This is a genomic window from Chitinispirillales bacterium ANBcel5 (assembly GCA_029688955.1).
GTDB lineage: Bacteria > Fibrobacterota > Chitinivibrionia > Chitinivibrionales > Chitinispirillaceae > Cellulosispirillum > Cellulosispirillum alkaliphilum.
On sequence record JARUKZ010000025.1, the window covers coordinates 1 to 23,198 of the forward strand.

At 40.7% G+C, this 23,198-nt stretch carries 21 protein-coding genes and 1 riboswitch; of the genes, 1 reads left to right on the forward strand and 20 read right to left on the reverse strand.

The features are described from left to right. Window positions 1–121: 121 nt before the first annotated feature. The 14 genes from QA601_13060 to QA601_13125 form a co-directional block, all read right to left on the reverse strand. On the reverse strand, window positions 122–1,171 hold the full coding sequence (locus QA601_13060) for a histidinol-phosphate transaminase (GenBank protein MDG5816015.1): 1,050 nt from the start codon (window positions 1,169–1,171) through the stop codon (window positions 122–124). Between the two features lie 76 nt (window positions 1,172–1,247). Continuing rightward, complete coding sequence (locus QA601_13065; protein ID MDG5816016.1) at window positions 1,248–1,991, reverse strand: adenosylcobinamide-GDP ribazoletransferase; 744 nt, start codon at window positions 1,989–1,991, stop codon at window positions 1,248–1,250. Next, window positions 1,981–3,027, reverse strand: coding sequence for a nicotinate-nucleotide--dimethylbenzimidazole phosphoribosyltransferase (gene cobT, locus QA601_13070; protein ID MDG5816017.1), 1,047 nt, complete (start codon window positions 3,025–3,027; stop codon window positions 1,981–1,983). Before cobT ends, QA601_13065 begins: the two co-directional genes overlap by 11 nt. 11 nt (window positions 3,028–3,038) lie before the next feature. Further along, a complete protein-coding gene (gene cobU, locus QA601_13075; protein MDG5816018.1) occupies window positions 3,039–3,575 on the reverse strand; it encodes a bifunctional adenosylcobinamide kinase/adenosylcobinamide-phosphate guanylyltransferase in 537 nt (178 codons plus the stop codon). Next, window positions 3,557–4,351 (reverse strand): cobamide remodeling phosphodiesterase CbiR, encoded by a 795-nt coding sequence (cbiR, locus tag QA601_13080; protein ID MDG5816019.1) that lies wholly within the window; start codon window positions 4,349–4,351, stop codon window positions 3,557–3,559. The genes cobU and cbiR overlap by 19 nt, the downstream gene beginning before the upstream one ends. Before the next feature lies 1 nt (window position 4,352). After that, window positions 4,353–4,868 (reverse strand): cob(I)yrinic acid a,c-diamide adenosyltransferase, encoded by a 516-nt coding sequence (locus tag QA601_13085; GenBank protein ID MDG5816020.1) that lies wholly within the window; start codon window positions 4,866–4,868, stop codon window positions 4,353–4,355. A gap of 54 nt (window positions 4,869–4,922) precedes the next feature. Next, window positions 4,923–5,738 carry a helical backbone metal receptor gene (locus tag QA601_13090; GenBank protein MDG5816021.1) on the reverse strand — a complete coding sequence of 272 codons (816 nt, stop codon included), beginning with the start codon at window positions 5,736–5,738 and terminating at the stop codon, window positions 4,923–4,925. Window positions 5,739–5,740: 2 nt separating this feature from the next. Further along, complete coding sequence (gene cbiB / locus QA601_13095) at window positions 5,741–6,742, reverse strand: adenosylcobinamide-phosphate synthase CbiB (GenBank protein ID MDG5816022.1); 1,002 nt, start codon at window positions 6,740–6,742, stop codon at window positions 5,741–5,743. After that, window positions 6,705–8,243, reverse strand: a complete 1,539-nt coding sequence (locus QA601_13100) for a cobyric acid synthase (GenBank protein MDG5816023.1) — start codon at window positions 8,241–8,243, stop codon at window positions 6,705–6,707. The genes cbiB and QA601_13100 overlap by 38 nt, the downstream gene beginning before the upstream one ends. Window positions 8,244–8,248: 5 nt before the next feature. Next, window positions 8,249–9,244 (reverse strand): iron ABC transporter permease, encoded by a 996-nt coding sequence (locus tag QA601_13105; protein ID MDG5816024.1) that lies wholly within the window; start codon window positions 9,242–9,244, stop codon window positions 8,249–8,251. Beyond that, window positions 9,232–10,044 carry an ABC transporter ATP-binding protein gene (locus tag QA601_13110; protein MDG5816025.1) on the reverse strand — a complete coding sequence of 271 codons (813 nt, stop codon included), beginning with the start codon at window positions 10,042–10,044 and terminating at the stop codon, window positions 9,232–9,234. The genes QA601_13105 and QA601_13110 overlap by 13 nt, the downstream gene beginning before the upstream one ends. 29 nt (window positions 10,045–10,073) lie before the next feature. Beyond that, window positions 10,074–10,940, reverse strand: coding sequence for a helical backbone metal receptor (locus QA601_13115; GenBank protein ID MDG5816026.1), 867 nt, complete (start codon window positions 10,938–10,940; stop codon window positions 10,074–10,076). 52 nt (window positions 10,941–10,992) lie between these two features. Then, a complete protein-coding gene (locus QA601_13120) occupies window positions 10,993–12,279 on the reverse strand; it encodes a hypothetical protein (protein ID MDG5816027.1) in 1,287 nt (428 codons plus the stop codon). 37 nt (window positions 12,280–12,316) lie between these two features. Then, window positions 12,317–14,512 carry a TonB-dependent receptor gene (locus QA601_13125; GenBank protein ID MDG5816028.1) on the reverse strand — a complete coding sequence of 732 codons (2,196 nt, stop codon included), beginning with the start codon at window positions 14,510–14,512 and terminating at the stop codon, window positions 12,317–12,319. 43 nt (window positions 14,513–14,555) lie between these two features. Continuing rightward, window positions 14,556–14,734, reverse strand: a riboswitch (cobalamin riboswitch). Between the two features lie 110 nt (window positions 14,735–14,844). Between QA601_13125 and QA601_13130 the strand changes: the two genes are divergently transcribed. After that, window positions 14,845–15,246: a thioesterase family protein gene (locus QA601_13130; protein ID MDG5816029.1), complete on the forward strand. Its 402-nt coding sequence runs from the start codon at window positions 14,845–14,847 to the stop codon at window positions 15,244–15,246. A 360-nt stretch (window positions 15,247–15,606) separates the two neighbouring features. Here the strand turns inward: QA601_13130 and QA601_13135 are convergent, their stop codons facing one another. From QA601_13135 to QA601_13160, 6 genes are all read right to left on the reverse strand, one after another. Further along, entirely contained in the window at window positions 15,607–15,906 is a 300-nt protein-coding gene (locus QA601_13135) for a hypothetical protein (GenBank protein ID MDG5816030.1), read from the reverse strand. A gap of 49 nt (window positions 15,907–15,955) precedes the next feature. Further along, window positions 15,956–17,329, reverse strand: coding sequence for an argininosuccinate lyase (gene argH / locus QA601_13140; protein MDG5816031.1), 1,374 nt, complete (start codon window positions 17,327–17,329; stop codon window positions 15,956–15,958). A 197-nt stretch (window positions 17,330–17,526) separates the two neighbouring features. Next, window positions 17,527–19,242, reverse strand: a complete 1,716-nt coding sequence (recJ, locus tag QA601_13145) for a single-stranded-DNA-specific exonuclease RecJ (protein MDG5816032.1) — start codon at window positions 19,240–19,242, stop codon at window positions 17,527–17,529. Beyond that, a complete protein-coding gene (gene metG / locus QA601_13150; protein ID MDG5816033.1) occupies window positions 19,239–21,254 on the reverse strand; it encodes a methionine--tRNA ligase in 2,016 nt (671 codons plus the stop codon). Before metG ends, recJ begins: the two co-directional genes overlap by 4 nt. Beyond that, a complete protein-coding gene (ricT, locus tag QA601_13155; GenBank protein ID MDG5816034.1) occupies window positions 21,238–22,068 on the reverse strand; it encodes a regulatory iron-sulfur-containing complex subunit RicT in 831 nt (276 codons plus the stop codon). Before ricT ends, metG begins: the two co-directional genes overlap by 17 nt. After that, a complete protein-coding gene (locus QA601_13160; protein MDG5816035.1) occupies window positions 22,055–23,173 on the reverse strand; it encodes a DNA polymerase III subunit in 1,119 nt (372 codons plus the stop codon). The genes ricT and QA601_13160 overlap by 14 nt, the downstream gene beginning before the upstream one ends. Between the last annotated feature and the right edge of the window lie 25 nt (window positions 23,174–23,198).

Genomic DNA, 23,198 nt, shown 5'->3' on the forward strand with positions numbered 1-23,198 from the left:
GAGTGATAATATTATCGAAAGCTCAAAAGACAATCAAAATGTAGAAAATAATAGAAGTGATATCCTGAACCAGATTGAAAAATGACACAAAATAACGAACATTTTTCTTACCTTACTGTATCTAACAAAATTCTCTCAGAACCTCAAGTAGTAACCTGTTGTTTTTATCCACTGAGGGCATCAAACGTATCTTGCCTTCAAGAGAAAATGAGCTACAATCTCTAACCGCAATGGAATACCTTCTCAGTAATTCAAGACGAATATTTACAGATTTTTCCATTTTTATCAGGAAAAAGGGACATACCCCGTGTTCCACAGGTATACCTATTCGCTCAATCTGCCCAATTAGAGATTCTTTCTGCTTGTGTATTTGGTTCCATTGACTTTTATACTCTTCGATATGATCTAGTACCGCGGGAATTACTTTTTGAGCCAACCCCGATACTCCCCATGGAATAACAAGGGACCTGATTTTTCCACTATTTTTAGCAGAAGAAACCGTATAGCCAATACGAAGTCCACCAATACCAAACGGTTTGGTGAGTGATTTAAGAAGTATCAAATTTTCATACGAGTTAATTATCGAAACAGCAGACTTACTTCCTTTACCCATTTCCTGATAACTCTCATCTACACAAATAATAGAATCTTTAAGTTCTCTGCATAAGTATTCAATTTCATCGACAGTCAAATACAAACCATCAGGGTTGTTTGGATTACACACTATAAGCAAATCTGCATTCTTTTTCCTGAAATATTTAACAAAAGATACAAGTTGTTTTTCTGAAGCAGGAAATTGTAATGAAATAATGCTTTTTTTGTAGCGTTCAAAAGCCATTTGATAGTCACCATAGGTGGGAACAAACTGAATTGCGCTATTAGCTATCTGCGGAAGAATAAAGATGGTTTCTGTCACTCCGGCGGTTATAACAAACATTTCTGGTGCAAGGTTGTAGTAGTTTGAAAGGGCATTGATTGCGTCATAGGAATCAGGATCCGGGTATGATTTAATACCATCGGCACTAAAGAGAGATCGTATAGATTGGGGCATTGGTAAAGGATTTACTGTAGCACTAAAATCCAATATTTTTTCCTGATCTATTCCAAACGCTCTTAGTTCCTTGTATGGGATACTTCCGTGCTTCTGGTAATTACTATTTTTTATTGACAAACATCCCACCTTTTTTTACCAAAATAACAAGCCAACAGTTCAATTCTTTTTACTACAGCAAAAGGATACCACTCTATTAAACAAAGGCTACCACAACTGTCAAAAATACGATCTCAAAAACCTCGGTCGCCGCACCGATCCCATCTCCCGTTATGCCCCCAATCCGTTTATGATACACTAAACATATTGGTAGTATAGACGCTATCCCTATCACCACTGATAGTACAATACGATAATCAAAAATAAGCCACCCGGCAGCAAACAGTAAAACAGATTGCATAATCAATATTGCAGTAAAGGCAAAGGGTCCCTTAAAACCAAATGCTTTGCCCTCTTTTCCCCTTGCATAAGGAATTAAAAGCAGAAACAACCCCTGCATTATTCGTGAAAACATGAGTGCAAAGACCACCCATAGCATCATGCGCTGCTCAAAGAGCTGCTGGTATGTGATTATCCGCCAGAGAATAACGATAAACATTGCCCCGGCGCCAAAAGTGCCCAGGTGTGGATCTTTAAGTATAAAGAGTGTCTTTTCACGTGTCTGGACTGTGCTAAAAGCATCTGCAGTGTCAGCAAGGCCATCCAGGTGCAATGCGCCACTTGCAGTGTAGTTTATTATTGTAAGCAACAATCCGGCAAACACGGTCAATCCCGGGAGATAGTGATACAGTATCTCTGCTCCTAAAAAGTGAATGATACTAATAATAAGACCTACAATGAGAAAATAAGGTATTGCGCAGTACCTCTTTTCCGCTTCCTTGCCTATAACCGGTATAATGGTCAATAACCTCAGTGCTGTTATAAAGCCCTTAGGAATCACTTTCAGATACTCCTGCGGATGAAAATGTTGCCATATTGTGGTAACAGTTAAGCGCCTGTTCGATAATCTCTATTCCCAATACTGCACCTGTACCTTCACCAAGCCTCATATCAAGTTCAAGGATCGGACGAACATCGAGTTCTTTAATTACTCTTCTATGGAACTGCTCATCTGATACATGACCAAAGAAGAGATAGTCCTTAACACCAGGAGTGATCTTTATTGCTGCCAGTGCGGATGCGGTTGCAATGAATCCATCTATTACAACGGGAATCCTCTTCTGAGCAGAACCCAGAATGTAACCGGTCATAGCGGCGATTTCAAATCCTCCTACACGCCTGAGCGCATCAACGGGAGAACCATCCCATGATTGTTTGTGAAAAGACACCGCTTCATCGATAACCCGACGTTTTCTTTGAAGCAACTCCCCCACTGCTCCGGTTCCCATACCAACCGTAGATGCACCTTCAATAGTAAGAAAGAGTGCATACAGTGCAGATGCAGATGAAGTGTTCCCAATGCCCATTTCGCCGATCGATGTTATATCAACCTCCTGCTTAGACGCCAACTCAAGTCCAGTATTTATGGCCCTGTCACATTCTTCACTGCTCATAGCACAATCGGAATGGAAATTATTAGTACCTTTACCAACCTTTTTCTTAATCAGTAACGGGTGATCTTTAAAGTCCCCATCAACCCCAACATCAACTACCCGGTACTCTATACCTGCTTTTTTACACATCACAACCACGGCAGCACCACCTGCAAGCATGTTGGTAACCATCTGAACCGTAACCTCTTTTGGAAACGGAGCGACACCCATAGATGTTATTCCATGGTCAGCAGCAAAAATCATAAGTGATTTGCGACTGATATCAGCATCTACACGTCCACGACATAAACAGTACTTAAGAGCAAACTCCTCCAGCCTTCCAAGACTTCCCTTTGGTTTGGTTAAATCATCGAGATGTGCCTGAATTTCAGTTTCCAGCTTTGTGTTCTCAACAGATTTGATTTCAATATCTTTTGTAAGCATATATCCTTTTCCTATTTTATTTTTACGCTGATACCCGCGACACACAGATACACCTCATCTGCAAGTGAAGCGATCTTCTGATTTAATTTTCCAGCCCAGTCCCTGTAGCGCCGTACACTTTTTTCAAGTGGCACTATACCCCACCCCACTTCATTTGAAACAATAACAATCTCACCCGTACCTTCCGATTGTTGCCATTTGAGTAGAGATTTGCTAAAATTTTCTATGTTTTTAACAAGAGCAGTATCACTATCGCCATTCTTGTACCAAATATTTCCAAGCCACACAGTACAGCAATCGATTACTGCAGCAGAGCAATTATCCAGATCCCCTACGGCCCTATCTATTTTGTATGGTTCCTCTACAGTCACCCACTCATCACCACGTTCTAACTTGTGATTTGTAACCCTCTCCTTCATCTCTTCATCAAAACACTCAGCAGTAGCAATAAACACCTTTGATTTTGAAGGAGATTCGTTGGCTCGTTTGAGTGCCCAGGCACTCTTACCGCTGCGAACACCACCTGTTATCAGAACAAATTTTCCCATGTATCTACCACCATTTTCTTTGACTCAGTAAAATCAGTCTGGTTAAATATCTCCATCGTAACCACACCACTGTAGTGCCCGTTTTTAAGTTCCTGAAAAAAAGTATATATATCATCTGTATTGCCAGAAGGGAGCGATTGGTGATCCTTTTTGCCATCAAAGCCATGCAGGTGAATAACACTTGTGAATGGTACCATCTCTTTAAGGTGCTGGTGCCACTCATCAGGGAAGTGAGCCCACAAATGCCCTACATCGCAGCATAATGATGTCCCATGTTTAAGCGCAAGTTCACGGTGCCAGTGCCACGGATACCCAAGATTCTCAATTGCAATTTTAGCTGGTGTATCAATGACACTCATTATAGATGTAATAGTTTGATCACATCTACCCGCCCATTCTTCTATTTCAGTCACCTCTGCATTTCGTTTGTTACCTTCAAGGTGTAAAATCCAGGCTCTGGGTAACAGTGGCGAAGTCCTCTCAATGATACGCTTTGCTGCATCACAAAACCCAGCTCTCTCATTCTCCTCAACAGCCCCGGCCTTTTTATCCAAAGGAAGATGAACGGTATAGCCACAGTCGCTTTCTAACCCTAAATCCGCAAGCTTTTTTATCTCCTCCGGAGAGGGAATATTAGAAATTTCGGGTGATTCAAAAAGTACAAGCTCGATATCATCGACCTGTGGTGTTAACCACCGGGCATTTGGCAGTATGTTATCGGGTATAATATAAGAAGTTGTGCCAAGCAAAAACGGGTATCGTTTGTTTTCGTTCATCCTAACACTCTACACCTTTGCGCGCCTGCACTCCAGCAGTATAATAATGTTTAACTTCTTTCATTTCAGTCACAAGGTCAGCTTCATCAATCAAGTCCTGAGGCGCATAGCGGCCGGTAACAACCACCTCACAATCCGGCTTTCTGTTTCTTATAATGTCAATTAACTGGTTTACTGTAAACAGTTTATAATAGAGTGCAATATTTGCCTCATCAAGGATTACAATCTTATATTCTCCCAATTGCAAAATTTCCCTGAGTTCATTGAGTCCCTTCTGTGCAACTTCAATATCCTCTTTTTGGGCTTCCCGCTCAATGAAACACCCTCTTCCATACTGTTTTATTGTAATAAGATCGCTATATCTCTCAAGTGCTCCTATTTCACTATACTTCATTCCTTTTACAAATTGTGCAAAAAGAACTGGCAGACCTGCACCCGCAGCACGAATCGCCAAACCGATAGATGCAGTTGTTTTTCCTTTACCATTACCTGTATAAACCTGAAGATACCCTTTCATAACCATCCCTTATAGGTTATATGATCAATTAACTATTTTTTTTACAAAGTAAAATTAACTGTATATGAGCCTCTCCTGCTGACAAATCCCGATATCCCAGTCTTTGCCATAGATAGCGTGCGCCAATTGATTAAGTGCAAACCCGGCTCGTGGTCCTGCGCGCCCCAAAAGCTTAGAACTAAAATGTATAGTCTCAGGGACATATTCATCCAGATACTTTTTAAATTCAGAAACATTCTCAAACAGATTATCTATACATAATGATCGGCATTTTTTACATTTTGAAATCAAAAATAACTCTGGTTTGTCCCTTGTAATCATACTGATCATATTGTTATTTTTTGCATGTAAAAATTTATTCCGCCCTGCATTTGTGCAGCCAAGAAATCCTACAGAAGCAGCAACAGGACACGAAAACCATGAAGGGCATTCTATATTGCACAGATAACAAACCCTCCTTGAGCCAAGAGTTTTTGCCTGTTCTTTGATTGAATGAATTTGAACTTCCAATTGTGAAGCCAGTAAATTCGCATTATATGAGCCATTTACGAGCTCACCAATGAATCGTATGGCATGGGGTGCCTCATAAACCGCATGGAACTTGAGACAGGCAGTCCTAACACCTGATAAACCGATCTGCTGAAGCAGAGGCTTATGAAGTGAAGTTCCAATGACAAGGTCGGGGTGAAAAGATAGTATAGCTTCTGCACAGCAGTTGCTGAATCCACCAACAGATGGAATGTCAGCTACAGTTACTGGCCAATCACAGAAATCGGTCCTTGCAACCAATGCATGCCCAAAGCCTATCGCACAAAGTGTTTCGGTAACCGATGGCGCCAGAGAGACTATTTTTATGGTTGATAGATTCATATCTAAACCCCTCTACTTACCAGTAACAGCCAGCTGACAGCCAATAGAAAGGAAAGTATTGCTACGGAAAACAAAACTGCATTGGCCCTAACAATATCGTTTAACGACAAAGTCCTGAGAGGATCTCCGAGAAAAGGCTTTTGTGACACAATTCCACCGTAAGTAGAGGTTCCACCCAACTGAATTCCAAGCGCCCCGGCAACTGCCGATTCGCCGTGAGCTGAATTAGGGCTCTCATGCTTATGTCTGTCTCGTTTCATTATTATAAACGATCGCCATCCATTAAGTCCACAACACAGAGAGGCAACTGGTATAAGTAGAAATCCGGTAAGGCGTGCAGGAATAAAGTTAAGCAGGTCATCAATTTTTGCCGCACAGGTACCAAAGCTTTTATAACGTTCATTTTTGTAACCGATCATCGAATCCATTGTACTTACTGCTTTATAGATAAGGCAAAGTATCGGTCCCCCTATAGCAAGATAGAACAGTGGAGCAATTATTCCATCGGTGATATTTTCTCCAACGGTTTCCACAGAGGCCCTTACGATTTGTTCTTCATTAAGATTCACGGTGTCTCTTCCTACTATCATTGAAAGTTGAGTACGGGCGCTTAGCAGATCCCCTGCCTTGAGATATTTAAGCACAAGTAGTGATTCCTTTGATAGTGAACGTGCAGAAAGGCAAAAGAACCCGAGTATCGATTCAATTGCTATTGTCAGGAATGGAGAGATGAACTGTCCAATCTTTATCAACAAAAAAGACAGTACTAAAACACAGCAGATTACAATTACCGTTAATAAAACCCCACATAGAAACTCTTTGCGGGAAGTCTGTCCATTAGGATATAATTTCTTCTCAAGAAAGAGAATAAGTGACCCAATCCACCTAACCGGATGAGGTAGCCAACGTGGATCACCTACCAAGAGATCCAGAAGAAAGGCTATTGTCAGACTTAATGGGTGCATTTCAGTTGTTCGTCCTGTTTGAAACACTGATGATTTCATATATCTTTGGAATATCCAGAGTTTCCCTGCAAACAGCTGCCAATCTATTGATTTGTGCCTCAAAGGTCACGCTCCGATCATCTGCAGAGATATCAATGGGCATAAGTCCCTTAAGACGTCGTAATTTATTAATTACGTTGCACACTATTTTACCTGAATCAAACAAACCATGAACATACGATCCGGATACCCTTCCGGTTTTATCTGTGATGCCACTTACATATTCTGTTCCATCTTTATCGTATGATACTGTGAAGGGGCAAGAGCCACTGCCAAAAGTACTTTCACCCATGTGTATTTCATAGCCTTTAGCCAAATACGCGTCCAAGCCATCAAAGAGTGCGTTTTGATCACCGAAGACCTTTACATCGATCTGAGCGGTCCTCTTTTCAGGCAGGAATCCGGTCTCCATATCCAGCAGTTTAAGCCCTGTTTCAAATTGTACAGAAGATTCAACCTGATGTTCATCTTTAATACAGTTTCCAAGCATCTGAAAACCTCCACAGACACCTAAAACAGCTCCACCATTGTTAGTAAACGATATAATCGATTCAGCAACCCCGTTTTTTTTAATAGCTCTGAGATCACTTACGGTCGCTTTAGTCCCGGGCAGTATCAGCAGGTCCGGATTTCCGATCTTTTCTGCCCTGCTACACCACCGGACCGCAACACCAGGAACATGTTCAAGTGGTAAAAAGTCCGTAAAGTTTGAAACATGTGGGAGACGAATGATACATATATCGATCTCCTTTTTTACATCGTTTTTACTATGAAACCATTCAGTAACACCATCCTCATCGTCTATTGAATGATCTAACCATGGAATAACCCCAAGAGTTGGGATTTTAGTAATCTGTGTTAGTTGATCTAAACCTGGTTTAAGAAGCTCAACATCACCCCTGAATTTATTTATAATAAAACCTTTAACTCTCTGCCGTTCATAGGGTTCAAGAAGCTGAACAGTTCCGACCAGTGATGCAAAAACACCACCCCTGTCGATATCGCCAACAATCACTACAGGAGCATCTGCCATTTGAGCCATGCCCATATTCACGATATCATTTTTTTTTAGGTTGATCTCTGCCGGACTACCAGCCCCTTCAATAATCATTACCTCAAACTCGTTTGAGATCGAACGGTAACACTCTCGTACTGTATCTCTCAGTTTATCTCGTGTTTGGTGCCAGTCGCAGGCATGCATAGTAAATGAAGGCTTACCGTTCAAGACAACCTGAGCACCTGTATCGCTTGACGGCTTTAATAATACCGGGTTCATGCGTACATCTGGTGCAAGTCCTGCAGCATAGGCCTGGACAACCTGTGCGCGCCCCATCTCCATCCCCTCTGTGGTTACAAATGAGTTATTGGACATGTTCTGTGCCTTGAAAGGAGCAACCTTGAATCCATCCTGAAAAAGAATACGACAAAGGGCTGCTGCAATGAGCGATTTACCGCTGGAACTTGCGGTACCCTGGATCATCAAGCTCTTAGTTTTCATCATACATCCTACATCAAGTATCGTTTTTTTTGTCTTGCAAGAATAACCAGAAAAAATGGTCCACCTAATAGCGATGTTATTATGCCCACAGGTATTTCAGTTGGTGGTGCAATTGATCTTGCAAGAGTATCAGCAAGAACAAGAAAAGAACCGCCAAGGAGAAACGAGCACAGCGATAATAGCCGGTGCCTTATTCCTGGTAATATCATCCTGCAAACGTGAGGTGCAATTATCCCAATAAAACCGATCGGTCCGCATGCTGCTACAATTCCACCTACTGCCACTGCTGTTGAAATAATTAATATATTCCTGCTCAGCTTTACATTTATTCCCCTCGAATGAGCAATTTCTTCACCAGTAAGAAATTGATCGAGTCTTGGAGTAAATAACACTGTAATACCCAGAAATACGCTCAAAGGTGCAAGCATCAGCAACAATAGCGAATAACTTACACCATCTACCCCACCCATTATCCAGCGCAGTATTTGAAAAGATTTATGTATTCCGCCAATCATATGTATAAACATAATTAACCCTGAACAGAGTGTTGCCACAACGACTCCAGCTAAAAGGAGTGTGCTGGAGTTGCTTTCTCTTGTCCAGGCGAAAGCACAGATAATAAGAATGGAACCCACAGCTCCAGCAAAAGCTCCTAATGTTATTATTGACAATCCCAAAAGAGATCCGGCAAGACCTGCGACAATACAAAGCGCTGCTCCCAGTGATGCACCACTTGATACTCCCAGAATATGCGGACAAGCAAGGGGGTTTCTAAAAACCGCCTGATAGATCATACCGGCAACAGCCAGTCCCCCACCTGCAAAAAACGCCGTCAGAGTTCTGGGTACCCTTATGGAGAGAAATATATAGCGGAGATCGTCATTTTGAAAAATATCCAATGGAGATATCCACCTGATTCCAATACCGGGGCACACAAAAAGAGTTGTTAGCCCAATGAGCAAAAGGAGTGGAACAACTACCGAGGGCCTTTTTATAGTTGACATGTTAACCCCCAGGCCCCGAAAGCCTGAACATCTTCATCTATACATTGGTATTCTTTAAAACTTACTCCAAATATTCTATCAAGTATATTTGGACACTGCTCCTTGAATTCCTCAGTAGTTCCACTAAAAACAACATAACCATTCAATAGCGCACACACATGGGTACAATGAATAAGCGCGATATTTATGTCGTGCGTTATCATTACTATAGATAGTTCTCGTTGGTTTTGTATCCGGCTCAGCGCATCGAAAAAGAGTCGTTCATGAGCAGGGTCAAGATAAGTGGTTGGTTCATCAAGCAGAAGAAGTGGAGTATGTTGTGCAACACTTCCTGCCAGAAGTACTCTTTGAAGTTCTCCGCCGCTAAGCGTGCTCATCAATCTTTTTTCAAGGTGTATAATGTCACAAAGTTCCATTGCTTCTGCAACAGCATCACGGTCATCCTTGGAAGCCATACCGAAAACACCCATAAGGCTGTATCTTCCAAGCATCACAAAATCCTGCACCGTGTAGGGAATTACACCATCTGGTTTTTGCGGCACATAGCCGATAGTACGAGCCCTTTTCTTTGGTGAAATTTGTGTAAGGTTCATACCATCAACAATGATTTCACCTCGTTTAGTATTCAAAATTCCGGCAGCAAGCTTTATCAAAGTAGATTTGCCCGTCCCATTACGGCCGATAACAGCCCACTTCTCTCCTCTTTCTACACTAAAAAATACTCCTTTGAGCACCTCCTGATCCCCATAACCAGCATATATACTATTTAATTGTAAAATCTTCTGCTGTGATGATTTCATTTTTACCTGGTTACCTGTTCATTACTGTACTATTGAGCAATTATCTTTCTGATATCTTCCAGAAGTAGAAGCATCCTCGGTCCCGGAATTGTTGCATAATCATTTGAAAGGCAGAACACATTGTTATTTCTGACTGCGGGTAATCTCGTAAATGAGCTCCAGTCATTGATAAGCATATCACATGAATACTCGCCCATAGATGACGCTATGTCTATTATAATATCTGGTTCCAAAGAGAGAATTCCTTCAGGAGAAAGACGCGGATAGTTTGGACTCCTTGAAAAGAAAGCATTCACCCCTCCTGCAGCTTCAACCAGATCATTGTAAAAAGTGCTTTTCCCAGCGGCAAAAACGCTTCCAACCCTGCCCGCACCGGGGTTATCTCTTCCCACACATATAAGAACCTTTGGTGCTGAATGTACACTGTTTCCATCATCAGGAACTTTGTCTGCAAATAAACCTATGAGACTGTCAGATGCCGATTTTACACCACAGTGTCTGCCTATGATTGCAAATGAACTGCATATTGCTGATATCGAATAGTTCTCAACTACAAGAGTCGTTATGCTGAACCGCTCAAGGTATATTCTCTGCTTTTCGTGTTCACCGGTCAGTATCACTACATCCGGTTTAAGAGAAATAATCCTCTCAAGGTTAGCATCAGCATAGCCACCGATCTTCTCAATACCTTCAGTTTGAGGCGGATGTTTACAATAGCTTGTCACACCTATTACCCGATCACCCAGCCCAAGTGCAAAAAGAGTTTCTGTAATACTGGGAGCAAGAGAAATGATTCTTTGAGGATTCTGCGATGGCATATTCTCTGGTTTACCACATCCAAAAAAAAGAATACAATTCACTATAGTTGTTACAATCAAAATTGTAAGTAATCTCATACACATCCCTGCAAAGGACAGGTTAGCATCACGCCAACCTATTCTCAAATAGTTATCTTACAACGACAAAGCTTGACGGAGGCAGACAGCGATTATTCTTAACAGTTGATCCTACTTGCTGATTATCCCTAAAAATCCGAATTCCCATCTCCTGAGGATCTCTCTCTCCTACATACAGCAAATCGGTTGTTTTATCATAATATACCCCCCCATAAGCATCGATTACGTCTGGTAGAACAGATACTATAGCACCAGTTTCCATATCGATTTCGAGAACCTGAACATTTTGCCAACCGACATAGTTTGTAATATAGAAACGGCTCCCCTCTTTGTGTACTATAAAATTAGGGCTTCCACCGAGAGCATTTTCATCGATAATTGCTGTAACCTCTTTTGTTGTCAGATCAACTCTTTCGACAGCTCCATCTCCGGTACTAAAAGCACTACCAGGATTGGATATATACAAAGCGCCATCGCTGTATGCCATTGAGTACCCATTTTTGAATTGAAGAGGAATTGTATCGACAATTTCATCAGTATAAGTATCGATTTTTAGTAGAAGAGTTGGTGCACCGGGATTAAACCCGTTTCGTCTCTGAAGCAATACATAAAGATTTGACCCCACCAGCTCCATATCACCAGCATTTGGCGAAGTGTTGCTATCAGGAAGAAATGTGTAGCGGGATATGTCGATATTTTTGGTAATCTCACCTATTGAGGGATTAAAAACTGTAATCTTCGGTTCATTATTATTTGAGATATAGGCCTTTTCCTCGCTAAGAAACACCATATCCTGAGGATTCCAGTCTCTTCCCAAATTTATTTGATAAACAACACTTGCTGAACCGGTCGTTTGGGGATCAAGTTTGAGGATATTATCAGCCCCCATTCTTTCAAGCACATAGAGCTTACCGTTAAAAGAGCGAAGAACAGCATCACTGTATACATGAAGCTCAAAGGGAGTAATCGTTTCATTTTCCAATGACATGCTTCGTACAATACCAGACTGAAAATCAGATTGCATGATAAACATTACACCAGGATTAATGTTTGAACTGTCCCGGGTTGAATCAGCTGGACTATCACTATCAGTGTTTGAACTGTCCTGGGTTGAGTCGGCTGGACTATCTGTATCAGTGTTTGAACTGTCCTGGGTTGAGTCGGCTGGACTATCTGTATCAGTGCTTGAACTGTCCTGGGTTGAGTCGGCTGGACTATCTGTATCAGTGCTTGATCTGTCCTGGGTTGAGTCGACCGGATTATTTGCACAACCGATGCACAAAACCGTACAAATTATTAGAGTTACAAATAATAGACAATATCTACCCTTTAACATCATTAACCCCCCATTTAATTAAATTTTTTTTGCTTGTTTATTACAAGTAAACACCTATAGTGAAATTCCACTCATTAGCAGGAAAAAGTGTCCAGGAGTAACCACTTTCCGTAGTTTGCAACATGTCTTCATATCTCAAGTATTTTCTGTTAAAATTAATAATTGACATATTAATCTCAAACTGAGTAGCGGGCTTCCAGAAAATAGCAGCATTGTGAAATATTATTCCCGACTGACCAGCTGTTTTGTCGGGTACACGCTTTATATTTGCATAGTCTCTGAAAAAAAATGATTTATAATCGGACCAGTACTGAATTTTTAGTTTTTCTACAGGTTTCAAAGTCAATTTTGCGATCCCACTAAAATTAGGTTCATTGGGGACCATATTACCATAATAGTTGTAGAGTCTGGTACGGTTTTCAACATTTTGAATAGTCGCCTTTACTTCTGCTTTTAATAAATCTAAAGGTTTATACCAAGATGATACTTCTATACCTGAAGACAGAACTCGTCCCATATTTACAGGTTTAGTCATATTCCCATCATTCAACAGCACAATCCCATTCTTAATTTCATTTCTGAAAAACACTGACTCGAAAAAAAATCTTTCACCAAGATAACGACCTCCTGCTTCAAATGATAATCCAGTTTCTTCTTTAAGGTCAGGATTAGGTAACACAGCTCCATTGCTACCAAATTTTTCACGTAAAGAAGGTACATGGCTGAACCGTGCAGCATTGAAATAAATTACCGAACTATGGAAAGGCCTAAAATGTAACCCAGTACTTAATGACCAGGGATAGTCCACAGTAACACTGGGTTGTATAGTCATTTCAAAAGCTCTGTTATACCCTCCATCGGTGGAACTTCTTAGCCCCTTTAAACTACCCCCAGTGGATACCCCAAACTCCCTTTTTCCAATCGGAATAGTCAGATTAAGATTTTTAGCCAGAGTTGCTTCTTGTGAGCTGCCCGGCCAGTCACCGCGCGGAAAACTGGTAACCTCTGTATTAGTCAGTATTTGAGAATGTTTTCCATGAAGCGAAATCTGTGCAGCGAAATTATCGGTAAAAACAATATCTGAAACACATGAAAGGTTTATCACATGAAGATCTGTTTCTGATAAGCCCTGTCCATTGCGAACAGAAGTAATTCCGCCATGAGATGTACCCATACTTTCATCAAGACTTGTCCAAAAAGTTCTTGAGCTCCAGCGTATATAGCCCGCCTCGGGTGTAAAAAGAAAAGTTGAAGTCCTATGGGTTTCATCACTCTTCAAAACTGCGTTTAACGTAATATTCTCTCTTCCGTGGTTTGCAGTTCTATTGACAGCTCCCTCCTCGGCAGGGATTCCGGATTCAGAAGTAGAGTAGGAAATCCCGGTTATAAGAGTTCTATCATTGAAAATATTTATTGATGGATGCGCTCTTGCTTCGAAACGAGAGTAGTGATGGTTTTTAACTGTTTCAATTCTGTCATCATCAGGGTTATGCGGCGTTCTATTTCTATCCATATAGGGCCAGTTGTTTTCTGATCCCGTATATTCTACTGAGCCAAAGAGGTTAAGGTGATTATTAAAAGGTGAAGATACTTCAACATGGTAATTTTTAAACCCGTAAGCCCCACGTGAAGTTCGGGAATTAACACTATGTTCATCTGTCTCCCTTTTACTTCTTATATTAATTACACCCCCCAGAGCATTACCTCCAAATTTTCCTGGTGTAATACCTTTATAGATCTCAATTTCCCCGATTCGCTCTGAGCTGATCGCACCAAGGTCAACTGCTCCACCCATCGCTGAGTTGAGCGGAATGCCATCAAGCAATACAAGCACCCTTCCTCCCTGAACACCCCTCATAGATACAGTCTGAAAGCTTCCCACTCCTCCATACCTGCGGGTCTGAACACCTGTTTGTTCAGCGATTACATCTGCAACACTTTTTGTAGTCCCCTGCCACTCCTCTGGTTTTATAATAGTATATGACTGGGTTTTCTCAAGTAACTCCTGACGCCTTCTTGCGGTAACAACTACCTCTTCAAGCTCAAAACTATCAACACTTTGATCTTGGGAAACCATAGAGTTCAGGTATTTATCATCGGATTGTAAAATTAATGATGAATCTTGTGTGCAGACTTTAATGCTGTGCGTTTCTTCACCTGCAAATGCCAAAGTGCAATACAGCGCTAAAAGAGCATGTAGCTTACGCACTCCGTGTGAAAACGAAAATAGTAGCAAATCAGTTTGGAACCTTTCTGAACTTTTTTCCTGAAAGCTCAAAAATTTAAGTATCCACTCAGGTAGGTCTCCTGGCTCTCCCGGTACTGTCGCCTTCCCGCTTTTAAAAACAGTGGCTATGATTTGACAGCCCCCGGCAAAATTGCCGGTAATGGGATTACAGTGGCAGGACCGCTTCGGATTTTAACCGAATTCCCTGGCACCTGAAGTGTATTGGTATTCTTAAGTCAAATAATATAGTTTCGAACTTTGATTTGTGCAATAATCTTTTATACAATAAGTGCTTGTTTATATATTTTAGATAAATAACCCAAAATGTAAGGAATGATAGTATGAATAATTATGCTTTTACTATGCAATTGTCTGTACGGGATTATGAGTGTGACCTTCAGGGTATTGTGAATAATTCAGTATACCAAAATTATCTTGAGCACGTCAGACACGAGTACATAAAAAGTATCGGAATCAATTTCAAAGATTATGCAATGAAAGGAATTAATTTCGTTGTATTACGCGTGGAGCTTGACTATAAATTTCCTCTCAGCAGCGGTGACACATTTTGGGTGGGAATTAATATGTATAAAGCATCAGAATTAAAAATTGGTTTTCAGCAGGATATTTTTAGACTAAATGACAACAAGCCGGTTTTAAAGGGAAAGGTCCTGGCTACTGCTCTGAATACACGTGGGAGACCGGAGATACCTTCGGAGGTTAAAGAATATTTCGAAGCCTAAACATGTTGGCCCAAAAGTCTTTTACTCGAACCGGCAGATCATAAGAAAGAATCTCTGATTATCGTATTCATAGACACCATTACCAGTGTGTTCGAAAGGTAATGAACGTTTATAAGTATGTTCTTGAAGGCTGTGTCATGGTCAACATCCTTGATTCCTAAAAAATCCACTGTAGCACTACCTTCTCTTGGTGCTAATTCTTTTAGTCTACGCTTGAACTGTAAAAATGAATTGTAAAATCGCCCTTGGCAGAATCTTCCCAAGTCTGAACTAATAATTTATGTACTGGTTTAAAAAAGGATCAGGTTCCAAAACAGGATTATTATCAGCATAAAGCATCATTTGAATTATCCAGAATGTTTAATCTGAATTTCTCCTCACCAATCTCTCATAAGCATCATAAACAGTTCCACTGAAACCGCTAAAAACAAGTTCATCAACTATAGTTCTGTATCCAACCCCAAACTCATTATTACTTTCATCATAAACTAAAACATATTCATTCTTCCTGAATACAATCCACATCGCTGTTTCATTACCTTCAATGTCAATCAGAGGTGCCTTCTCAGGAGTTACCAAGTACTGCTTTATATCATCTTTATAGACTGAGTTGACCTTAAGTTCTTCAATCAACTTAGCTTCTACTTCAGCTGCTTCCATCTACAACCTTTTCAAAAAAAATATTCTTACGGTTTGCATTAAAATGTTACTACTGAACTCCCAATATTTTCTTTCCCGTTTCAATCTGCTCTTTTACACTATCCCAACCCGTACCACCCTTTACAGTGCGATAGGAAATAGCATCTTTCCATGAATAGAGTTTTTCAACATCTTCACCAAAAAGATCGCTGTACTCTTTCAGTTTTTCGACAGGAAGTTCAATAAGTGTAAGGTCATTTTCAACACAGTAGCCAACAACTTTTCCAATTACTTTGTGTGCCTGTCTGAATGGCATGCCTTTTCTTACCAGATAATCAGCCATGTCTGTAGCAAGAAGAAATGGGTCAAGATCTTTTTCGATTCGTTCCTGGCAAACTGAAAGCGTAAGAAGTACCTGAGAGAATACTTTTACTACCATTTGAAGTTGAAACACACTGTCAAACAGAGGTTCCTTATCTTCCTGAAGGTCCTTATAGTAGGTAAGTCCAACACCTTTTAAAGTAGTTACAAACCGTACATAATTACCTACAAATCGTCCACTTTTACCTCTGAGAAGTTCCAGTGAATCGGGATTTTTCTTCTGGGGCATCATGCTTGACCCCGTTGACCAGGCGTCATCAAGCTCAATAAAACCAAACTCTTTAGATGACCAAATAATAAGATCTTCAGCGTAGCGACTGATATGTACACCTACAGAAGCAAATACCGAAAGCGTTTCAAGCAAAAAATCTCTCGAACTCACCATATCTACACTATTTTTAGAGATCTCAGAAAAACCCAGTTCCTTTGCAATGCTATCCCGATCAACCGAAAATCCACTTCCTGCAAGAGCTCCTGAACCGAGAGGTAAAATGTCGGTAGATTTAATCGCATGCCCTATTCTACTTTTCTCACGCTCAAGGAGAAAGAAAAAGGACATCCAGTAATGAGAAAGAAGGATAGGCTGCGCCTGCTGAAGATGGGTAAAACCAGGAACTATCACACCATAATCCTCTTGTGCCCTGTGTAGGATTGATCCTTGCAACTCCAACAATCCCTCATTAATTTCTTTTAGTGCCTTTTTGGTATATAGCCGTGTATCGGTAATAACCTGATCATTTCTTGAGCGACCAGTATGCAGCCTCTCGCCTGCTGAGCCAACTTTCTCGACTAAAAGTCGCTCAACAGCCATATGGATATCCTCGTCAGAGTGAAGAAAAGTGACCTTACCTTCTTTATACTCTTTTAAAATTTCTCTAAGTCCATCTATAACTTTAACCCGTTCCTCCTCACTGAACACGCCAATTTTTTTTAAAGCATTGGCCCAGGCAATACTACCTGTTATATCCTCTTCAATGAGTTTTTTATCAAAGGGAAGCGAATTATTGAATTCTTCCATAAGTTTATCTGAAGGTTTTTTAAAACGTCCATCCCACATCTTCATTTCAATATACTCCTGATTTTTCGGATTGCAGGTTTAATGAAGAGCCCAAAACTACATTCGAATGTATAAAATAAATGGATGCACTCTAAAGATTGCAGAGTTTTATTAGAAACAACTATTAAAGTAACTATTCTTTGGATTTTGCAAGACTTAGGAAGGTCAAAACCCCTTCATTGCTTATATCATCCTAAAAAAAATTAAACAGAAATCCCCTTGATATTCATCTGCAAATTAGTCTTTCCGTTCCATTTGTTCTCTTCAAGGGTAAAAGCCACTTGCAATGATGAGCTGTTGCATACTTCTGAGATTCGCTCACCTAAATTAAACCCAATGGCATCCATAACAACCCCGCTGTCAGTAAGTGACATTTTTAAATGGTTCTGTCCTACAACTCTTGGTGCATAGCGATGTTTTAAATCTTTGCACAACAAAACAGGACGCATATTACCAGGGCCAAATGGTCCCATTTGCTTCATTATTCTGAAAAGTTTTGGTGTAAGTGAAGCTACAGACACTTCAGTGTCAGCCTGAACTTTTCTTATAAGATCATCTTCAGTAAGCTTCTCCTGTACAACGCTGTTAAATTTTTCCCTGAATTGCTCGATTCGGTCCCATTGTACACTGAGGCCCGCAGCTGCTGCATGTCCGCCGAAACTTGTTAATATATCACTGCAACCACTAAGGGCATCAAGTAAGTGGAGTCCAGGAATACTTCTTCCTGAGCCTCTTGCAACCCCGTCGGGACCCATTGAGAGCAGGATAGCGGGTCGATGAAAACGTTCAACCATTTTAGATGCTACAATCCCTATTACCCCCACATGCCACTCAGGATGCCCCACGACAATCACAAAGTCTTTATCACTTCTGCAGTTGTTTTCCACCCACAACGACGCTTCCTGTGCAACTTTAGTATCAAGAGCACGCCGCTCCCTGTTTGCTTCCCTTAGTTCACAGGCATAATTTTTTGCTATGCTGGGATCATCTGTTAAAAGGAGTTCTACGCCCCTGCGAGGATCTCCAAGACGTCCAACAGCATTTATACATGGAGCGATTTGAAAAACAACTTCACCTGTGGAAATTCTCTTTCCCTCAAGATTCTGTGCACTGATAAGAGCTTTCAATCCTATATTAGTGGTTTTTGAAAGCTGATCAAAACCAAGTGAAGCGATAACTCTGTTTTCACCAATCAGCGGAACAATATCTGCAGCAGTTCCCAGAGAAGCAAGGTCCAAAAATGGCATCCATAACTGCTCACCTCTGCCACTTTTCTCTCCAAGAGCCTGAGCAAGCTTAAGAGTAACCCCAACTCCAGCAAGGTTCTTATCGGGATAATTACACTCAGGGAGTTTTTGATCAATAACAGCAACAGCAGAAGGAAGCTTTTCTTTAGGCTCGTGATGGTCAGTAATTATACAATCGACGCCAAGAATGGATGCTAAATGTATCTCTTTTAAAGCGGTGATACCACAATCCACAGTAATAATCAGTTTTGCACCTTTTTCAGCAATGTGCCTGACACTGTTTTCTGTTATCCCATAGCCATCGACAAGCCTGTTTGGCAGGTAGTAATCACAATTGGCCTCAAGCAAACGCAAAACCCTAACCAAAAGCACTGTCGAAGTAACACCATCAACATCATAATCGCCATAAACCACAATTTTCTCTCTGGTTTTGATAGCTTCCATTATGCGATCAACAGCCTTTTCCATCTGCTTAAAGAGGAACGGATCATGGAAGTGCGATATTTGTGGTCTGAAAAAATTTTTACAACTATTAAAGGTAGTAAGATTACGTCCTACAAGAATAGTAGCAACCGAAAGAGGGACATTGAGTTCTTTTGCCAACAATTTAGCACTAAGGGGATCTGCCTGCTTAAGGCAAATCCTCTCACGCGCAGCTTTTAACCCATTCATGATACCTTTGCCCCGCTACTTACATCTTTGTGCGGTCCCACAAGTACCAGGGATCCATCTTTGTCTTTTGCGGCCAGCAGCATGCCCTGAGACTGAAGTCCAAATATTTTAGCGGGTTTAAGATTAGACACGGCAACTACCAGTTTTCCGGGCAGGTCATCGGGGCTGTAACTCTGTGCAATACCTGCAACGATCTGTCGTTTCTGGTCTCCCATTTCCACCTGTAAACACAAAAGTTTATTGGATTTTTTTACTTTCTGTGCAGAAATAATTTTAGCCACTCGTAAATCCACAGAAAAGAAGGAATCTATATCTATTAAGCCTTCTTCATTAACTTCTTCCTTGGACCGATTAATTGTTGCACCTGAGAAGAGCTTTTCCAGATCTTTGCTCTCCAGTGGTTTTACCAGTTTTTCTGTTGCTGCGAGTTTACAGTTTCTCAATGAAAAATGATAATCATCCCACTTTAAGCTTAAACCAAAAAGGGTTTCTATTTTTTTGCTTAATTCAGGCATTACAGGTTTAAGGAATACAAACAGTGCCTTAATCAGATTAGAGCACGTTACCATAACAGAGCCAGCAGCCTCTTTGTCTGTTTTAATAAGTTCCCAGGGCTTGCTATCCTGATAGTACTTATTTCCAAGTGATCCAAGAGCATGTATAGTTTCGATGACTACTTTAAAATCACAGCTCTCATATGCATCATTTATCTTTTTTGCCGCATCCTCAACAGCATCAGCTATCTGATTATCCCAGGAAACATCTGGTATAGTGGAATCAAAATAACGTTCACAAAATACAATAGTTCTATGGTGAAGATTACCGATGTTGTTAGCAAGTGTGGTATTAACACGGCTGATCAGTTCGTCTTGATTAAGATCTATATCTGCAGTTGTTGGCGAAAGTTTTGCCCCATAGTAGAAGCGAAGAAACTCTGAAGCCTGGGGGTGAGTCATTTTTTTAAGAAATTCACGAGCCAGAATAAAAGTCCCCCGTGACTTGGACATCTTTTCGCCCTCAATATTTAAAAACCCATGCACACGAATACTTGAGGGTAGAGAAAACCCTGCACTTTCCAGCATCACCGGCCAGAACAATGCGTGAAAGTAAACTATATCTTTTCCTATAAAATGAACTATTTCAGAATTACTATCTTTTCCCCAGAACTCCTCAACAGATCTGTTGTTATCTTTACACCACTTATCTGTAGAAGAGAGATAGCCTATAGGAGCATCAAGCCACACATAAAAATATTTATTAACGGTATCTGGTATTTTGAAACCAAAATAGGGCCCATCACGGGATATACACCACTCCCTTAGGCCTTCATCAATCCATGTTTTGACAAAATTTCTCATATCCTCCTGCAGTACCCCTGGCGAGGATATATACTGTTTCAAAAACTCCTCTTTTTTTCCTAACTGTACGTAGAAGTGCTTTGAAGTTTTCATTACGGGTTCATTACCACAAATAAAACATTGGGGGTTTTTAAGATCTGAAGGTTCGTACGCTGCACCACACTCTTCACATACATCACCATACTGATTTGGCGCGCCACATTTGGGGCAGGTACCAACCACAAAGCGATCTGGCAAGAATCGTTTATCGTTTTCGCAATAATACTGGCTAATCTCTCGCTGCTCTACCAGATTATTATCACAAAGACTCTTATACACCAACTCAGCGTACTGTCGGTTTTCTTGAGAATTGGTGGTATAAAAGATATCAAAGCTGATATTAAAACCGGCATAGTCCTGCACATGGTTTTTATATGCCCGTTCAATTAGCTTTTCTGGTGTAATTCCCTGACGTAATGCATTAAGTTCAATTGGTGTTCCATGGGTGTCATCAGCACACACATAAAGCACTTGCTGACCTTTTAGCCTTCTGAAGCGCACAAATATATCAGTCTGAACAACCTCAAGAAGGTGTCCTAAATGTATATCACCATTTGCATAGGGAAGAGCACTGGTTACAACAACTTTTTTTTGTGCCTCATTGGCTGGTGGCATATTCAAACGTTCCTTTCTTAATCTCCTCGGGGCCAAGCCAGGACTGTGTCCCGTCACTGAAATGAATTAAAGCTTTGCTTTGAAAAATATTTATATAATTTAATAGTCCCTGCTTACCATCAAGAGTAATACGACTCCCAATAGGGGGAAACTCTGCAAACATTTCAAGATAGGATTCATTTTCATAGCGTAAGCAACACAATAAACGGCCGCAATTACCTGATATTTTTGAAGGATTAAGTGCAAGTTGCTGATCTTTTGCCATTTGCGTTGTTATCTGCTCAAATTCTGTAAGAAAAGCACTGCAACACTGCTTACGACCACAGATCCCGCAGCCACTAATACGCTTTGCCTCATCTCTGACACCTATCTGACGAAGCTCAATCCTTGTACGGTAAACAGAAGCCAAATCTTTTACAAGCTCCCTGAAATCGACTCTCTGAGCAGCAGTAAAATAAAAGGTAATCTTGCTACCATCAAACTGAATCTCAACATCCACAAGCTTCATCTCAAGGTAATACTTTTTTATCTTCTCTCTACATACCTTAAATGCGGACTTTTCCTTCTCCTTATTTTTGAATAAAATTTCAATATCACCGGGAGAAGCCTTTTTTATGATGTTTCGTATCTCACCTTTATTACGTTTAAGTTTGACCAGTGAACCGATTAAGGACACTTTCCCTAAATCCTGTCCACGCTCAGCCTCAACCAGTACATAATCCCCTTCACTTATATCTATTTCATTGCGGTCACGATAGATAGCCTTACGCTCACCTTTAAACGCAATTTCAACTAATTTACTATTCTTTGCCATCAAATATCTCCATTAAAGAACATGCAAAATCTGATAAAATCATCGAACAGTTCCCCCTTACTCTAAGACCCATAAGTACATCCTGACACAATGCTACGACTCTTTCCACCTCTGAAGGAGAAACTGATGAAGGTAATTCGATTCGGTTTGAAGAATCTGTTTTAAAATAGTTTTCTGTATCTATATATTTATCTAAAAATGAAAAACGTAGTAATTGAAGTAAATAGTGAAAAAATCTCTCAAAATACGCTGCATCCCCACTTTGGGTCAACTCATCTATATCACTCACCACCTCAAACCAGTTACGTTCAATACAGTTTTTCCAAAAAAGGGAGACTTTTTCAATTATTTCACCTGGTGGATTATTTGCCAGCTCAAGAGACTGCCCCAAAGAGCCGGTGTGGATAAGAGAGTTGAGGGTTGGATCTGAAACCTCTATCGAAAGTCTCTGTGCAAGCTCGGAGCGCAAAATTTCAGGAGACAGAGCAGCAAAACGAAGCAGCTGGCATCTGGAAATAATAGTTGGTAGTACGGTATAATTCTTCTCTGCTATGAGAATAATAAGCGTATTATTGGGCGGTTCTTCCAGCGTTTTAAGCATAGTATTGGCAGATTCTTTTTTGAGCATATCAGCACCATCCATAATGGCGATATTAAGTCCCTTGCCAAGAGAGCCACGACCTATAGCATGAGTAATCTCACGCATCCATTCAACAGGAATCGAGGGAGGCGAGCCGAATTGCTGTGGTTTATAGGGATCGTTAATTCTGCTGGTAACACATTCTGAAAGATACTTCCATCCATTTTCATTGAGCTTGCCACTGGAACTGTGCTCTTTTTGCAAAGCTACGGGCATAATCACGTGAAGATCCTGGTGAGAGTATTTCAAAACCTTTTTGCATGAATCGCACTGATAGCAGGGACAATCCTCCTTGTTTTCACAAAGTAAGGCCATTGAGAACTCCAGTGCGGCTGCAAATGTACCCGTTCCGGTTTCACCACAGAAAAGATAGGCATGACCTAAGGATTCGCTTTCTGCAGCACTGGAAAGAACCTCTTTAATCCTGTCCTGTCCAACTACTTTTTTCCATTTTACAGATACCATGTTTCTATCCTGCAAATCTGTCATT

What these genes read in the sequence shown, in the direction of transcription:
- cobT (MDG5816017.1), bottom strand. Translation starts at nt 3,027, where the DNA reads ATGCTTACAAAAGATATTGAAATCAAATCTGTTGAGAACACAAAGCTG.
- cobU (MDG5816018.1), bottom strand. Translation starts at nt 3,575, where the DNA reads ATGGGAAAATTTGTTCTGATAACAGGTGGTGTTCGCAGCGGTAAGAGT.
- cbiR (MDG5816019.1), bottom strand. Translation starts at nt 4,351, where the DNA reads ATGAACGAAAACAAACGATACCCGTTTTTGCTTGGCACAACTTCTTAT.
- QA601_13085 (MDG5816020.1), bottom strand. Translation starts at nt 4,868, where the DNA reads ATGAAAGGGTATCTTCAGGTTTATACAGGTAATGGTAAAGGAAAAACA.
- QA601_13090 (MDG5816021.1), bottom strand. Translation starts at nt 5,738, where the DNA reads ATGAATCTATCAACCATAAAAATAGTCTCTCTGGCGCCATCGGTTACC.
- cbiB (MDG5816022.1), bottom strand. Translation starts at nt 6,742, where the DNA reads ATGAAATCATCAGTGTTTCAAACAGGACGAACAACTGAAATGCACCCA.
- QA601_13100 (MDG5816023.1), bottom strand. Translation starts at nt 8,243, where the DNA reads ATGATGAAAACTAAGAGCTTGATGATCCAGGGTACCGCAAGTTCCAGC.
- QA601_13105 (MDG5816024.1), bottom strand. Translation starts at nt 9,244, where the DNA reads ATGTCAACTATAAAAAGGCCCTCGGTAGTTGTTCCACTCCTTTTGCTC.
- QA601_13110 (MDG5816025.1), bottom strand. Translation starts at nt 10,044, where the DNA reads ATGAAATCATCACAGCAGAAGATTTTACAATTAAATAGTATATATGCT.
- QA601_13115 (MDG5816026.1), bottom strand. Translation starts at nt 10,940, where the DNA reads ATGAGATTACTTACAATTTTGATTGTAACAACTATAGTGAATTGTATT.
- QA601_13120 (MDG5816027.1), bottom strand. Translation starts at nt 12,279, where the DNA reads ATGATGTTAAAGGGTAGATATTGTCTATTATTTGTAACTCTAATAATT.
- QA601_13130 (MDG5816029.1), top strand. Translation starts at nt 14,845, where the DNA reads ATGAATAATTATGCTTTTACTATGCAATTGTCTGTACGGGATTATGAG.
- QA601_13135 (MDG5816030.1), bottom strand. Translation starts at nt 15,906, where the DNA reads ATGGAAGCAGCTGAAGTAGAAGCTAAGTTGATTGAAGAACTTAAGGTC.
- argH (MDG5816031.1), bottom strand. Translation starts at nt 17,329, where the DNA reads ATGAAGATGTGGGATGGACGTTTTAAAAAACCTTCAGATAAACTTATG.
- recJ (MDG5816032.1), bottom strand. Translation starts at nt 19,242, where the DNA reads ATGAATGGGTTAAAAGCTGCGCGTGAGAGGATTTGCCTTAAGCAGGCA.
- metG (MDG5816033.1), bottom strand. Translation starts at nt 21,254, where the DNA reads ATGCCACCAGCCAATGAGGCACAAAAAAAAGTTGTTGTAACCAGTGCT.
- ricT (MDG5816034.1), bottom strand. Translation starts at nt 22,068, where the DNA reads ATGGCAAAGAATAGTAAATTAGTTGAAATTGCGTTTAAAGGTGAGCGT.
- QA601_13160 (MDG5816035.1), bottom strand. Translation starts at nt 23,173, where the DNA reads ATGGTATCTGTAAAATGGAAAAAAGTAGTTGGACAGGACAGGATTAAA.